This is a genomic window from Campylobacter concisus ATCC 51562, assembly GCF_000466745.1.
GTDB classification, from domain to species: Bacteria; Campylobacterota; Campylobacteria; order Campylobacterales; family Campylobacteraceae; genus Campylobacter_A; species Campylobacter_A concisus_B.
The window spans coordinates 93,518-107,291 of record NZ_ANNI01000008.1 but is presented as its reverse complement, the minus strand read 5'-3'; the positions used below and the strand labels follow the sequence as shown (position 1 = coordinate 107,291).

The window sequence follows — 13,774 nt, the reverse complement described above, 5'->3', positions numbered from 1 at the left end:
AAAATTTACTTTTTTAAAAAGAAATTTTGAAGTTTTGAGATGTATAATTCTGTAACAATTTTCAAAGGAGCTATCTTGCTTGATATATCACTTATAATGCTTGGAGCAGGAAATTCTAGCCGTTTTGAGTTACCAGTAAAGAAGCAATGGCTTCGAATAGGAAGCGATCCACTTTGGCTATTTGCCACTAAAAATTTGAGTAACTTTTACACATTTAAAGAGATCATTGTCGTTAGCAAAGAGTGCAAATATATGTCAAAATTTGCTCCAAATTATAAATTTGTTGATGGCGGCGAAACCAGGCAAGATAGCCTAAAAAACGCACTTGAGCTAGTAAATAGTGAATTTGTCTTAGTTAGCGACATCGCGCGTCCTTGCATATCAAGCGAGCTCTTTCACAAGATCATCGAGGCGGCCGCTCAGGCTGACTGCGTGGTGCCTGCACTAAAGATCGCTGACACTGCCTATCTTGGCGAAAATGCAATAGACAGAGAAAAGGTAAAACTTATCCAAACACCGCAGCTCTCGCGCACAGCACTTCTTAAAAAGGCTCTCAGCAGCGGCGAAATTTACACAGATGATAGCTCGGCTATGAGAGCCATTGGTGCTAGCGTATGGCAAATTTTAGGTGATGAGATGGCAAGAAAGATCACTTACAAAGAGGATCTTGCCAAAATTTCTGCTTTAAAAGAGCCTGAAAATGAAGTCTTTGTTGGAAACGGCTTTGACGTGCATGAGTTTGAAAAGGGCCGTCCTTTGATTCTTTGTGGCGAGAAGATCGACTATGAGTTTGGGCTAAAGGCTCACAGCGACGGCGACGTGGCACTTCATGCGCTAACTGACGCTATCTTGGGAGCTGCTGGACTTGGCGATATAGGCGAGCTTTTCCCTGATACGGACGCTAAATTTAAAGATATTAGCTCCATTTACTTGCTTGAGGAAGCTTATAAAAGGGTACAAAGCGTGGGCTTTGTGCTAACAAACGCTGATATTACGATAATGGTGCAAAAACCAAAAATTTCAAAGCTAAAGTCAAAAATGGAAGCAAATATCGCAAAAGCTCTAAATTTAAGCCAAAGCCGCATAAATGTAAAGGCAACGACTACTGAAGGGCTTGGCTTTGTTGGCAGATGCGAAGGGATCGCTGTCATGGCAAGCGCTAGCCTTAAATTTTACAACTGGACACAAATATGAAAATTTTAATAGTAGAAAATGAAATTTACCTAGCTGGCTCGATGGCTAGTAAACTAGCTGATTTTGGCTACGACTGCGAGATCGCTAAAAGCGTAAAAGAAGCATTAAAGTTTGAAAATTTTGATGTAGTGTTACTTTCTACCACACTCCCAGGGCAAGACTTCTACCCAGTCATAGAGAAATTTAAAAGCTCTATCATCATCTTACTAATCGCTTATATCAATAGCGACACTGTACTAAAACCGATCCAAGCAGGTGCGGTTGATTACATCCAAAAGCCATTTATGATAGAAGAGCTAGTTAGAAAGATAAAGCATTTTGAGGAATTTAGAAATTTCAAAAACGAGATCAAAAATTACGAAAGCTATGTAAATTACGCTTTAAAAGAGTATGAAATTTCTAGCTTTGAGGCAAAAAAGATAAAATTTCCACTGCTTTTAAAATCGAGCAAAAGCGGATATAGCGATAAATTTATATTTAGCTATGTAAAAGCTTGCAAATTGCCATTTTTATTTTTAGGCAAAGCCTGTTTCTCTGAGCTTGAAAAGGCACTAGCTAAAAATGGTGACGAGCTAATCTATATGACAAATTTAGAGGAGCTAAAACAAGAAGAAAAAGAGAAAATTTTAGAAATTTGCAAAAAGAAAAAGGTCGCGATCTCAACTAACGATTTTGCACAAAAAGCACCATTTGACGAGCTTGAGCTTTCAGGACGCGATAAAAATTTCAATATCGATGAGATCGTTACGATCGATGAATATATAAAGTACATAATCGTTAATTATCAAGATAAATTCCCTGACACAGAACTTAGCAAGAAGCTTGGAATTTCTAGAAAATCACTTTGGGAAAAGAGAAAGAAATATGACGTCAGCAAGAAAAAATAGTGAAATTTCAATCAATACCGAAGTTTTTGGTGCTTTGGAGCTAATAAAAAATAAAATTCTCTCAGATTACGACTCGCTGATGGACGATGAACAGATAAAAGAGGTGAGTAAAAAAGGCTATTTTAATGGCGAGCCGATGCCGTATTCTTTTGGATTTGCTCCATTTGGCGAGCTAAATCAAAATATTGCTAGCAAGCTTGCTCCTGGACAAAAGGTAAATCTAAATCTTGATGGTAAGATCGTTGGGCACATCAATGTTGCTAAAATCTTTAAATTTGACGAGAGCATGAGGGCTAAAAATATATTTTTAGCAAATGAAGCCAGCAATGATAAAGAGCTAAATTTAGGCAAATACGGTATTAGTGGCAAATTTGAGCTTTATGATGAAAGTATGCAAATAAGCAAAAATGCACTAAATGATCTAATAAAAGAAGATGGTGCTAAAAAGATAACGGCGGTCTTTTTAACGGCTGATCCATTTAATAGAGCTCACGAGCGCCTTGTTAGAATGACGATTGACAAGGCTGATTTAGTAATCATTTTTTTAATACGAACACGCGAAGAAAAGCACGTTGATTACGAGATTAGAAAGCAAGTGCTGGATTATTTTATACAAAATTATTTGCCGACAAAAAAGGTCTTTGTCTTTGCTCTAAAAAACACGACTCTTTTTAGCTCACATGCAAACCCAACACTTGAGTGCATCGCTGCTTCAAGATTTGGGGCAAATAAGCTAGTCATCGGACAAAACCACTCAGGGATTGGAATGTTTTTTGATCACAATGAAGCTCATACTATTCTTGACATTTATAAAAACGACTTAAATTTAGAGGTAATCGTGCTGCCAGAGCTAGTTTATTGCAACAAATGCAAGACGCTAGTTAGCACCAAAAGTTGCCCGCACGGACAACATCATCAGATCAAATATCATCCAGATGTCATCAAGGAGCTGCTATTTAATGGCATTATGCCACCAGCTATTCTTGTGAGGCCAGAAATTTCTGCACTGGTTTTAAGCAAACTCTTTACAAATCGCTTCAAAGACGTGCAAAAGCTTTGCGATGACCTTTTTGTAAATTCGGGACTGCTTGAAAACAAAACTGACCGTGACTTTTACGAAGAGCTTATGAAGCTTTATCAAACGTCATCACTTACTTAAGGAAATTTATGCAAAAACTATTTTTAACTTTTTTTGGATTTGGACTTTTGCCAAAAGCGCCTGGTACTTGGGGCTCTATAGCTGGTGCTGTGGTAGCTTATTTTGTGCTTTATTTTTTATCATCAACCACACTTTTTCTAGCTAGCATTTTGCTATTTTTGGTAAGCATTAGCGTTATAGATGATTTTGAAAAAAAGATAAATTCTCACGACGAAAGTTTTATCGTTATAGACGAAGTTGCTGGAGTTTGGCTTGCTATTGCCATTAGCGGAGCTACGATCTCTCAGCTAATACTCTCACTTGTGCTTTTTAGAGTGCTTGATATCAAAAAGCCTTCGATAATAGGCAGGATCGACCGCAATGTAAAAGGTGGCCTTGGCGTAATGGGCGATGATATGGTAGCTGGCTTTTTTGCTGGAATAATTAGCGCAATAATATACGGAGCTACTATAAAATTTGGCATAACTTTGCCGTAAAAATATAGATTTTTGGCAAAGTTATATAGGCTTAAATATCTTTTATATAAATTTTAAGCAAGTCCTAGCTCATTTAAAACAGAACTTAGATTAACCGAGCTACTACTCTTACTATTAAGATTTTTTTGCTTCTCTAGCAGAGCTTGATTAGCAAGTGCTACATTTAGCTCTTTGCGGTAATCACTTAAAATTTTATCCATTATCTTAAGTAGCTCATTTTTTTGATCCTGTGTTTTTGCGGGATCATCTATGCCTAGAAGTTCAGTTAGCTCCTTTTTCTTTTGGGCTATTTTTTCTTCTATTTTATTAGAATTTAGCTCACTTATAAAACCAACTGCGCCGATTTCAGTAAGTCTTTTTTTAAACTGTTCAACCTTATCTGAAATTTTTGCATCGCTTGCGATCTTGTCCATAGCAAGGCTTAAAATTTCATCAAAACTATTTTTTTTATTCTTAGTTTTGATTGAGCCTGATTGCAATAAATAATCAATTATGTCGTTATTTTGTACCTTCATATATCTCCTTTTACTGTATTGAGATATATTTTATAAGCAAGATTTATTCCTAAAAGTTAATCTCTTTAGCTGTTTTTGCTTTTTGTAAGATAAAACCAGCAAACTCATCACTAAAATTTGGGCACCAAACAACCTTGTAGAAGCTAAAATTTAGCTCTTTTGCAATCTTTGCATACTCAATAACTAGCTCAAAAATAGTCTCAGAGTTATCAATACAAAAAGAGAGTGGATAGATAAGAGCCTTTTTACTCTTACACTTTGCCAAAATTTCATTTAGTGAGGGCTCTAGCCATTTTACAGGGCCAAGGCGCGATTGGTAGGCTAAATTTATCCCTTTGAAGTTCAGTCCGTTATCTTTTATCATTTTGCTTAGAATTTGCACATGCTCATTTATATGCTTTTCGTAGACATCGCCTTTATCGATAATCTTTTGAGGCAACGAATGAGCCGAAAAGATAAGCTCCACATCGCTTACATCTATATTATTTATAGCTTCATTTATGTGCGAGATTATGATTTTATTATAAATTTCATCATCATAAAATGGCCCGCAAAGCAAAATTTTAGCCTTTATCTCTAGCTCATCTTTTGCTTTTTTAAAATCATCTAAACTCGAAGTTATCGTAGTTTGTGAATGATGAGGATAAAGTGGCAAAAGCACTATCTCATCAAAATTTTCATATTTTTTAAGTACATCTTTTGCAAATGGTGAAGTATAGTTCATCGCAAAATCAACTGCATCAAACTCATTTTGTAAGCTTGAAATTTTATCGCAAAGCTTAGCCGTAAGCTCGCAAATAGGTGATCTGCCACCTATTTGTTCGTAGTTATGCTTAGCTGTTTTTAGCCTACCTTTTGTGATCATAAAAGCCACAAATTTTCTTAAAAATTTATTCTTTATACCCAAAATATACGGGTCATTAAACATATTTTTTAGAAAAATTTCTACATCAGCAAGGCTATTTGCCCCACCCATATTCAAAAGCAAAAGTGCCTTTTTCATCAAAATAGCTCTTTGATTTTTATCGCATCATCAATGCTTGAAAGCTCGCTACTTTCGCCGCTTTGACAAAGATCATAAAAGGCATCATATTGGGCTTTTATTTCATTGTTTAAAGGATCGGTTTTTAAATTCATCTGACCATTTTCATTAACCCTATGAAGCTTATAATCAATAAGATCGCCAAAATAAACACCTTCTTTGGCATTTACTTCTATTTTAAAACGCTCTAAAGAGCCGCAAAAAGAATCAGTAATACTCACCAAAATTTGATTTTTCATTTTAATGTTTATTCCAACATTGTCGCATATTTTGGTATTTGTTTTATTTGCCTGAGTATAAAAAAAGCTACAAATTTCACTATCTACTAAATTTTTCGCAAGGTCTATATCGCAAAGTGAAAGCTCATTTATAATATTTCCTTCGCAAAGTGGTCTAAAATGCGCAATTGAAATGCTATAAATTTCTTCTTCTTTTAAAAGTGCCTTTTTTAATGAAACGATGGTCGGATTAAAGCGCTCATCAACGCCAGTACAAACTCTTACTTTGTTTACCACTGAAGCATATTTTATCTCTTTTAGCTCGCTTACACTTTTAAATATCGGCCTTGAAATCAAGATATTTTGGCAATATTTTGCACACTGACAAAAAGCCTCTACGATCTCATGTTGAGGCAGACAAAGTACGACAGCTTGTGGCTGGGCTACTTCTATAAATTTCTTAAACTCATCAAAAAACGGAGCTCTGCAAGCATCATCTCTATTTTCTTTATCAAAAACTCCACAAACTTCAAATTTGTCAGAACGCCTCAGCTCCATATAGTGCCGTTTGCCAACTAGATTGTATCCAACAATGCCAATTCTGAGTTTCACTAAAGACCTTTTAGTTATAAATTTTTAAGATATTTTAATTGCAAATCGCTTTTAAACAAATAAATTTATAAAATATATTAAGCAAAAATTAATTTTGTATTTTTTTATAAATTTACAAACGATTTTTAGCTAAAATCGAGCAAAATTTAAAACTAACGAGGATAAAAATGCAAAATTTAGATATAAGAAAGGCATATCTTGATTTTTTTAAATCAAAAGGTCATGAAGTCGTAGCTTCTGCACCACTCGTGCCAAATGATGCAACGCTACTTTTCACAAATGCTGGCATGGTTCCATTTAAGAGCATTTTCACAGGCGAAGTGCCACGCCCAACACCACCTATCCGCACTAGCTGTCAGACCTGCATAAGAGCTGGCGGCAAGCACAACGACCTAGATAACGTCGGCTACACAGCGCGCCACCACACATTTTTTGAGATGCTAGGAAATTTTAGCTTTGGTGAATACTTCAAAAAAGAGGCGATCGCTTACGCTTGGGAATTTGTAACAGAAGTACTAAAACTGCCAAAAGATAAGCTTTATGTGACCGTTCATGAAAGCGACGATGAGGCGTTTGAAATTTGGAACACTCACATCGCAAAAGAGAGAATTTACCGCTTTGGTGATCATGATAACTTCTGGCAGATGGGCGATACTGGACCATGTGGCCCTTGCAGTGAAATTTTCTACGATCAAGGGGCTGAACACTTTAACACACCTGAAGACTACATGGGTGGCGATGGCGATAGATTTTTAGAGATCTGGAACCTTGTTTTCATGCAGTATGAAAGAAGCGCGGATGGCAAACTAAGCCCACTACCAAAACCAAGCATCGATACAGGCATGGGGCTAGAGCGCGTTACTGCTATTTTGCAAGGTAAATTTAGCAACTACGACAGCACACTTTTTATGCCACTCATCAACGAAGTAGCAAAGCTTTGTGGCAAGCCGTACGTCTATGAAAGTGGCGCTAGCTACCGTGTCATAAGCGATCACATCCGCTCGGTCACATTTTTGCTAGCTCAAGGTACAACATTTGATAAAGAAGGCCGTGGCTACGTGCTTCGCCGTATCTTACGCCGTGCGATCCGCCATGGATACTTGCTAGGTATAAAAGAGCCATTTATGTATAAGCTTGTCGATAAAGTTTGCGAGCTTATGGGCGAGCACTACACCTATTTAACTGAGAAAAAAGCGACTGTAAAAGAGCAGATCAAGCTTGAGGAAGAGAGATTTTTGGCAACAATCGCTAGTGGCTTGGAGCTATTTGAGAGCGAGCTTAAAAATACAAAAGAAATTTTTAGTGGAGAGGCTGCGTTTAAGCTTTATGACACATTTGGCTTCCCACTTGACCTAACAGCTGATATGCTTAGAGAAAAAGGCTTAAAAGTCGATGAGGCAAGGTTTGATGAGCTTATGAGCGAGCAAAAAGCACGTGCAAAAGCTGCTTGGAAAGGCAGTGGCGACAAGAGTGCAAAGGGCGATTTTAAAGAGCTACTTGAGAAATTTGGCGAGAATAAATTTATAGGTTACGAAGAGCTTAAAAGTAAAAGTAAAATTCTAGCCCTACTTGATGAGGAATTTAAAAATGTAGATAGCTTAGATGCTGGCAAAGAGGGTTGGGTGATGTTTGATGTCACTCCATTTTACGCTCAAAGTGGTGGTCAGTGCGGTGATAGCGGTAAGATAGTAGACAAAGCAAATGTGCTTGATACGCAAAAATTTCATGGACTAAATTTATCTTTAGTAAAAACTAATGCAGCGCTAAAAGTTGGTGATGAAGTAGAGCTTGAAGTGGGCAGTGATAGAGCCCAGATCGCACGTCACCACAGCGCCACACACTTACTTCATGCAGCCCTTAGAAACGTGCTTGGCACGCATATCGCTCAAGCTGGCTCAAGTGTAGAAGCAGATAGGCTAAGGTTTGACTTCTCTCATCCAAAAGCACTTACTAGCGAAGAAATTTCAAAGGTTGAAAATTTAGTAAATGAGTGGATACTAAATGGTGCTAACTCAAAAACAGAACTTATGAAACTTGAAGATGCTAAAAATAGTGGAGCTATCGCACTATTTAATGAAAAATACGCTGATAATGTAAGAGTCGTTAGCTTTGGCGACGTCAGCAAAGAGCTTTGTGGTGGCACACATGTGAAAAATATAGACGAGATCGGATCGTTTTTCATCACAAAAGAGAGTGGCGTAAGTGCTGGCGTTAGGCGTATTGAGGCTGTTTGCTCAAGGGCTGCGCTAAATTTAGCAAAATCATTTAGAGCTGAGCTTGATGAGCTAAAAGATGAGCTAAAAAGCACCGAGCCACTAAATGCGGTCAAAAAGCTAAAAAATGAACTAAGAGTTTTAAAAGACAAACTAAAAAATGCTAAAAATTCTCATGAGCTAGTCTATTTAGATATAAATAAAACCAAGCTTTGCGTCACAAGCGTAGATGGTGGAGATATAAAAACCTTGATAGATGAGTTTAAAAATGAGCATGAAAGTGCTGCTATTTTGCTAATCCAAGCCGATGAGAGTGGCAAAATTTCTCTTGCAGCTGGAGTCAAAAATGCTCCTTTAAAAGCTGGTGCTTGGGTAAAATTTGCAGCGCAAATCCTAGGTGGCAATGGCGGTGGCAAAGATGACTTTGCAACAGCCGGTGGCAAAGATGCATCAATGATAGAAGATGCGATAAAAGACTCACTTGAGTACGCAAGGCAAGCCTTAGAAAAATGAGTCATTACGATATAGCTTTTATAAAATTTGACCAAGTAGTACTATTTTTGCATGTATGCTTTGTAGCTCTTTTTGTGGGGCTACAAGCCGGTCTTGTGCTTGTTGGAAGTTACTTTATAAAAAATAAATTTGAAGACAAGGAACGCTATCACATCTTACTTCACATTATAAGACGCTTTGGCATTGCGATTTTCATACTAATCCTTTGCGTGATAGCGACAAGCATAGTTATAATTTTTGGATTTTATGATACAAATTTGACAAATCCTATGGCAAGTGCAATGGTAGCAACAAAATGTGCAATAGAACTATTTTTGTTATTAAATTTAAGTTATATATTTTATAGATACAAAAAGGCCTTAAAAGCACTAAGATCGCATGAAATGATCGAGCTAAATGAGAGTTTGATCGTTATAATTTATTACTTCACACCGCTAAATTTATTAGCTTCCCTAGCAGCTATTTATCTTGGCATAAGCTATAAGGTATTTTTATGATAACACTTGCTTCAAGCTCGCCAACAAGGGCAAATTTATTAAAAGATGCTGGCATAAATTTCACTCAAATTTCTTTCCAGTTTGACGAGAGCAAGATAGAAAAAAACGTAAAGCCTGAAATTTATGTCCAAAATGTCGTAAAAGCTAAAAAAGAACAATTTTTAAAAGAAAATATAGGTCTTAAAAATTTACTCTTTGCAGATAGCTGTGTGGCGTGTGGAGATAAAATTTTAGGTAAAGCAAAGGATGAAAAAGAAGCGATTGCCATGCTAAATTTACAAAGTGGCAACGAATGCAGCGTCTATACGGCGATGATATTTTTAGGCGAATTTGAGCTTATAAACGTAAGTAAAACTATGTATAAATTTAAAAAATTTGACGAGCATGACCTTAATGAATACATAAAAAATAATGAGTGGCAAGGCAAGGCTGGAGCCATGACGATAGAAAATTTTAATAAAAAATACATCATCTCCCAACACGGCGAAACCAGCACGGCCATGGGACTAAATTTAAAAATATTAAAGGCATTTTTATGAAATATATCTTGGCATTTATCTTTATAGTTGCCATTTCGCTTGGCGGAGCATTTTTATATTTTTACTCACAAGTTAGATTTGATGCTTACGCTATTATTGATTATAAACCAAAGCTTACAACGCAAATTTTTGATAGAAACAACGAACTCATCGCAAATATCTTTGAAGAAAATAGAATTTACGTAAAGTATAACGACATCCCGCCGCGTGTCATCGAAGCGCTCGTAGCTATCGAGGATACAAGCTACTTTGAGCATGGTGGCATAAACATAGAAGCTATGGCAAGAGCTGCCATAAAAGATATTAAAGCTAGAAAACTAGTCGAGGGAGCTTCAACACTAACACAACAGCTCATTAAAAATTTGGCTCTAAGCCGTGAGAAGAAATTTACAAGAAAGATAAAAGAGATCGTGCTTGCCATGAAGCTTGAAAGCGAGCTTAGCAAAGAAGATATCATCGAAAGATACCTAAATCACGTCTATTTTGGACATGGCTACTACGGCATAAAAACAGCAGCTGAGGGATATTTTAGAAAAGAGCTAAATGAGCTAAGCATAAAAGAAGTTGCCATGCTAGTTGGCTTGCCAAAAGCGCCAAGCACCTATGATCCTACAAAGCACCTTGACCTATCACTTAGCCGTGCAAATAGAGTGCTTGAGAGAATGTATAGCATCGGCTGGATAAACGAGGACGAGTACCGCAAAGGCGTGCTTGAAGAACCAGCAGTCTTTGACGATACTCTCACAAGAAACAAAGCCCCTTACGTAGTCGATGAGATAATAAAAGAGGCCTCTAAAAAATTTGACGATATAAAAACTGGTGGCTATAAGATACAAAGCACAGTTGATCTAAACGTTCAAAAGATCGCTCAAGAAGCTCTAGTCTATGGCTACAATGAAATTTTAAAACGCGATAAAAAAGCAAATGCAGAAATCCTAAATGGAGCTATAGTAGTTACTCATCCACAAAGCGGTCAAATTTTGGCACTAATTGGCGGTATTGACTACGCAAAAAGCAGCTATAACCGCGCCACTCAAAGTAAGCGCCAGCCAGGATCAAGCTTTAAGCCGTTTATCTATCAAATAGCACTTGATAGCGGCTACTCAGTCGTTTCTCAAGTGGCTGATATCGCTAGGACATTTGACATGGGAAATGGCAAAGAGTGGACGCCAAAGAATTATAGTGGTGGCTTTCAAGGCTATATCACTATAAAATCAGCCATAACCCAGTCGCGCAACCTCGCAACCATAAATTTGCTAAACGATCTTGGTCTTAGCTCGGTTCGTAAACAGCTTACTGATATGGGCTTTAACGATATTCCTGAAAATTTATCTATCGCACTTGGAAGTTTTGGGATTTCGCCACTTGATTTTGCAAAATTTTACTCGATGTTTCCAAATGAGGGCGAGATGGTTGAGCCAACACTTATTAAGCATATAGAAAATAGTTTTGGTGCGTCGATGGATTATGAACCACAAAGAAAGCAGGTGCTAAAACCAGAACAGGCATTTTTGATGACGACACTTCTTCAAAATGTCGTAAATAATGGTACTGGACGTAACGCAAAAATAAATGGCATCCAAATAGCAGGCAAAACCGGCACAACAAATAATAACATCGATGCTTGGTTTTGTGGTTACTCACCTGATATCGAAGCGATAATCTGGTACGGAAATGACGACAACAGCCCTATGAAAAAGATTGAAGGCGGCGGCAGGACAGCAGCACCTGTGTTTAAAAAATTTATGGAAGGCTACATTAAGCTTTATCCTACTTTAAGACGTGCATTTGAGCAGCCAGATGGTGTTTATAAAGGCTATTATGGTGGCAGTGACGAATACTACACAAACGACTCACCACTACCTCAAAATATGCCAGCAAATGACATCATACAAGATCAAGAAAACGATGGATTATTATTTTAGGAAGATAATATGAAGATTAAAATTTTACTTTGTTTAGTAGTCGCAAGTATTGCATATGGCGCCAATCTAAATACGGCCAGCAAAAACGAGTTAATGGGGCTTGGGCTAAGTAAAGGCCAAGCGTTAAACATTATAAAATACAGAAAAGCCCATAAATTTAAAAGCATCGATGAGCTTGAAAGAGTCCAAGGTATTGGCTTTAACGATATGCAAAAAGTTAAGGCAAAACTTAGCATAAAAGAGAATGCGAAAGTCAAAAAAGCTGAAGCAAAAAACTCCAAAGGCAAGAAAAAATAATCTTATTTTTTATTTGAAATTTCTAGCCATTTACATTTGAGTCCTATTATTATGGCTTTTTACAAAGGCTGAAAAGATGCTAAATATTAATAAATTTAAAAGTATCAGTTTTTTAAAGTTTCTGATTTTATTTACTGCTTACATGTTTTTTATAAATTATATATTTTTATACAAAGGCGTTCTTTCAGGCTTTCTACAAAATAATCAACTATCTTTTTCTATATTCTTTTTTCTTATATTTGCAATTGTCTTTATCTTAGTTTTCGCTAGTATTTTTTGTATTTTATTTTTACCTTTTTTGCTAAAGCCAGTTGCAATTATTTTGATTTTAGCAAGTGGCATATCTGCTTACTTTATGCAAGCATATGGTGTTATTATAGATAAAGATATGTTATTAAACGTCCTACACACCGATACCAAAGAAGCCTTTAGTTACTTTGGTACAGGTTTAATTTTTTGGATAATTTTTACAACCATCTTACCTTGCGTATATGTAGTATTTGTAAAAATTAACTATGGTAATTTCAAAAATGAGCTTAAATTAAGAGCAAAAATTATCTCATTTTCTATAGTTGCGATAGCTATCATATTTTCATTAACGTCTAAAATTTTTATACCATTTTTTAGAGAACACTCGAATTTAAGAACCGCATTGCTCCCATACTATCCCATCTACTCGGCTATAAAACTAGTAAAATCGATAATACAAAAACCACTACCTTTTACCTATGTAGCAGATGATGCGGCGCTAGCTGATGACAAAAAGAAAATTTTAGTTTTGATAGTTGGCGAGACGCAAAGAAGCAGAAACTACTCACTAAATGGCTACGCCAAAAACGATACGAATAAATTTACTAAACAAAAAGGCGTGGTAAGTTTTACAAATTTCTACTCATGTGGAACAGCCACAGAGACTAGTGTGCCTTGCCTATTTTCAGACTTAAAGCGAGAAAATTTTAGTAACCGTGAAGCAAAAGCTCGTGAAAATTTAGTTGATATCATCAATAAACTTGGCATAAAAACATACTTTTTTGGCAACAATAGCGGCGGTTGCAAGGGCGTTTGTGACAATCTTAATCAAAACCATACTTCAGATCATAGAGCAGAAGGCTTTGATGAAGTGATATTTGATGAGGCCAAAAAGGTCATTGAAGATGCAAATTCCACCACCTTTATCGTGCTACATCTGCAAGGCTCGCACGGCCCTATCTACTACAAAGGCTACCCAAGCAAATTTAAAGAATTTACCCCAACTTGCGATACTGCCGAGCTAAATAAATGTACGCCAGATGAGATAGCAAACACCTATGACAACACTATTTTATACGAGGACTATCTACAAAGCGAGCTAATAAACGCCCTTGAAGCAAGAAAAGATAAATTTGAAGTTGCCATGTTCTTTTTCTCAGATCACGGAGAGAGCCTAGGTGAAAACGGTATATATTTACATGGTCTGCCTTACTCCATCGCTCCAGACGAGCAAAAACACATCCCAGCCATCGTCTTTTCAAGCGATAGCGAACTTTTAAAAAGGCTAAAAACTAGAAAAGATGAGAGCCTTTCGCATGATTTTATATTTAGCTCAGTTCTTGGATATTTTGGGGTAAAAACTAAGGCCTATGAGCCAGAATTTGATATCTTTAGGTAGTAAATTTAAAGCCAGCCTAGGCAAGAGCCTGAAGCTGGC

The 13,774-nt window shown here is 36.8% G+C and carries 13 protein-coding genes; 10 read left to right on the top strand and 3 right to left on the bottom strand.

Translation table 11 applies throughout. The features are described 5' to 3' along the window. The first annotated feature begins 75 nt into the window (after positions 1-75). Genes ATCC51562_RS07030 through ATCC51562_RS07015 form a run of 4 tightly spaced genes read left to right on the top strand, consistent with a single transcriptional unit; the run spans position 76 to position 3,716 of the window. Complete coding sequence (locus ATCC51562_RS07030; RefSeq protein ID WP_021091502.1) at positions 76-1,194, top strand: bifunctional 2-C-methyl-D-erythritol 4-phosphate cytidylyltransferase/2-C-methyl-D-erythritol 2,4-cyclodiphosphate synthase; 1,119 nt, start codon at positions 76-78, stop codon at positions 1,192-1,194. Further along, a complete protein-coding gene (locus ATCC51562_RS07025; protein WP_021091494.1) occupies positions 1,191-2,081 on the top strand; it encodes a response regulator in 891 nt (296 codons plus the stop codon). The genes ATCC51562_RS07030 and ATCC51562_RS07025 overlap by 4 nt, the downstream gene beginning before the upstream one ends. Then, a complete protein-coding gene (locus tag ATCC51562_RS07020; protein ID WP_021091440.1) occupies positions 2,059-3,240 on the top strand; it encodes a hypothetical protein in 1,182 nt (393 codons plus the stop codon). The genes ATCC51562_RS07025 and ATCC51562_RS07020 overlap by 23 nt, the downstream gene beginning before the upstream one ends. Positions 3,241-3,248: 8 nt before the next feature. After that, on the top strand, positions 3,249-3,716 hold the full coding sequence (locus tag ATCC51562_RS07015; protein WP_021091422.1) for a phosphatidylglycerophosphatase A: 468 nt from the start codon (positions 3,249-3,251) through the stop codon (positions 3,714-3,716). Between the two features lie 53 nt (positions 3,717-3,769). On the opposite strand, the gene ATCC51562_RS07010 is transcribed toward ATCC51562_RS07015, so the two are convergent. The 3 genes from ATCC51562_RS07010 to ATCC51562_RS07000 are packed head-to-tail and all read right to left on the bottom strand — an operon-like array spanning position 3,770 to position 6,103. Further along, positions 3,770-4,231, bottom strand: a complete 462-nt coding sequence (locus ATCC51562_RS07010; protein WP_021091477.1) for a hypothetical protein — start codon at positions 4,229-4,231, stop codon at positions 3,770-3,772. Between the two features lie 49 nt (positions 4,232-4,280). Further along, positions 4,281-5,234 carry a ferrochelatase gene (gene hemH / locus ATCC51562_RS07005; RefSeq protein ID WP_021091532.1) on the bottom strand — a complete coding sequence of 318 codons (954 nt, stop codon included), beginning with the start codon at positions 5,232-5,234 and terminating at the stop codon, positions 4,281-4,283. Continuing rightward, positions 5,234-6,103: a Gfo/Idh/MocA family protein gene (locus ATCC51562_RS07000; RefSeq protein ID WP_035167530.1), complete on the bottom strand. Its 870-nt coding sequence runs from the start codon at positions 6,101-6,103 to the stop codon at positions 5,234-5,236. The genes hemH and ATCC51562_RS07000 overlap by 1 nt, the downstream gene beginning before the upstream one ends. Positions 6,104-6,270: 167 nt before the next feature. Between ATCC51562_RS07000 and alaS the strand changes: the two genes are divergently transcribed. The 6 genes from alaS (at position 6,271) to ATCC51562_RS06970 (ending at position 13,735) form a co-directional block, all read left to right on the top strand. Then, entirely contained in the window at positions 6,271-8,829 is a 2,559-nt protein-coding gene (alaS, locus tag ATCC51562_RS06995; protein ID WP_021091470.1) for an alanine--tRNA ligase, read from the top strand. Then, complete coding sequence (locus ATCC51562_RS06990) at positions 8,826-9,326, top strand: hypothetical protein (protein WP_021091492.1); 501 nt, start codon at positions 8,826-8,828, stop codon at positions 9,324-9,326. The genes alaS and ATCC51562_RS06990 overlap by 4 nt, the downstream gene beginning before the upstream one ends. Beyond that, the gene (gene maf, locus ATCC51562_RS06985) at positions 9,323-9,865 is read left to right on the top strand and encodes a septum formation inhibitor Maf (protein WP_021091461.1); all 543 of its coding nucleotides are present in this window, start codon (positions 9,323-9,325) and stop codon (positions 9,863-9,865) included. The genes ATCC51562_RS06990 and maf overlap by 4 nt, the downstream gene beginning before the upstream one ends. Then, entirely contained in the window at positions 9,862-11,790 is a 1,929-nt protein-coding gene (locus ATCC51562_RS06980; protein WP_021091460.1) for a transglycosylase domain-containing protein, read from the top strand. The genes maf and ATCC51562_RS06980 overlap by 4 nt, the downstream gene beginning before the upstream one ends. 9 nt (positions 11,791-11,799) lie before the next feature. Continuing rightward, positions 11,800-12,087 carry a ComEA family DNA-binding protein gene (locus tag ATCC51562_RS06975; RefSeq protein ID WP_021091511.1) on the top strand — a complete coding sequence of 96 codons (288 nt, stop codon included), beginning with the start codon at positions 11,800-11,802 and terminating at the stop codon, positions 12,085-12,087. Between the two features lie 76 nt (positions 12,088-12,163). After that, entirely contained in the window at positions 12,164-13,735 is a 1,572-nt protein-coding gene (locus ATCC51562_RS06970) for a phosphoethanolamine transferase (protein ID WP_051288448.1), read from the top strand. The last annotated feature ends 39 nt before the right edge of the window (positions 13,736-13,774 follow it).

Bases quoted from the DNA above. Each gene is read 5' to 3' on its own strand.
- ATCC51562_RS07025 (WP_021091494.1), top strand. From the start codon at position 1,191: ATGAAAATTTTAATAGTAGAAAATGAAATTTACCTAGCTGGCTCGATG.
- ATCC51562_RS07020 (WP_021091440.1), top strand. From the start codon at position 2,059: ATGACGTCAGCAAGAAAAAATAGTGAAATTTCAATCAATACCGAAGTT.
- ATCC51562_RS07015 (WP_021091422.1), top strand. From the start codon at position 3,249: ATGCAAAAACTATTTTTAACTTTTTTTGGATTTGGACTTTTGCCAAAA.
- ATCC51562_RS07010 (WP_021091477.1), bottom strand. From the start codon at position 4,231: ATGAAGGTACAAAATAACGACATAATTGATTATTTATTGCAATCAGGC.
- hemH (WP_021091532.1), bottom strand. From the start codon at position 5,234: ATGAAAAAGGCACTTTTGCTTTTGAATATGGGTGGGGCAAATAGCCTT.
- alaS (WP_021091470.1), top strand. From the start codon at position 6,271: ATGCAAAATTTAGATATAAGAAAGGCATATCTTGATTTTTTTAAATCA.
- ATCC51562_RS06990 (WP_021091492.1), top strand. From the start codon at position 8,826: ATGAGTCATTACGATATAGCTTTTATAAAATTTGACCAAGTAGTACTA.
- maf (WP_021091461.1), top strand. From the start codon at position 9,323: ATGATAACACTTGCTTCAAGCTCGCCAACAAGGGCAAATTTATTAAAA.
- ATCC51562_RS06980 (WP_021091460.1), top strand. From the start codon at position 9,862: ATGAAATATATCTTGGCATTTATCTTTATAGTTGCCATTTCGCTTGGC.
- ATCC51562_RS06975 (WP_021091511.1), top strand. From the start codon at position 11,800: ATGAAGATTAAAATTTTACTTTGTTTAGTAGTCGCAAGTATTGCATAT.
- ATCC51562_RS06970 (WP_051288448.1), top strand. From the start codon at position 12,164: ATGCTAAATATTAATAAATTTAAAAGTATCAGTTTTTTAAAGTTTCTG.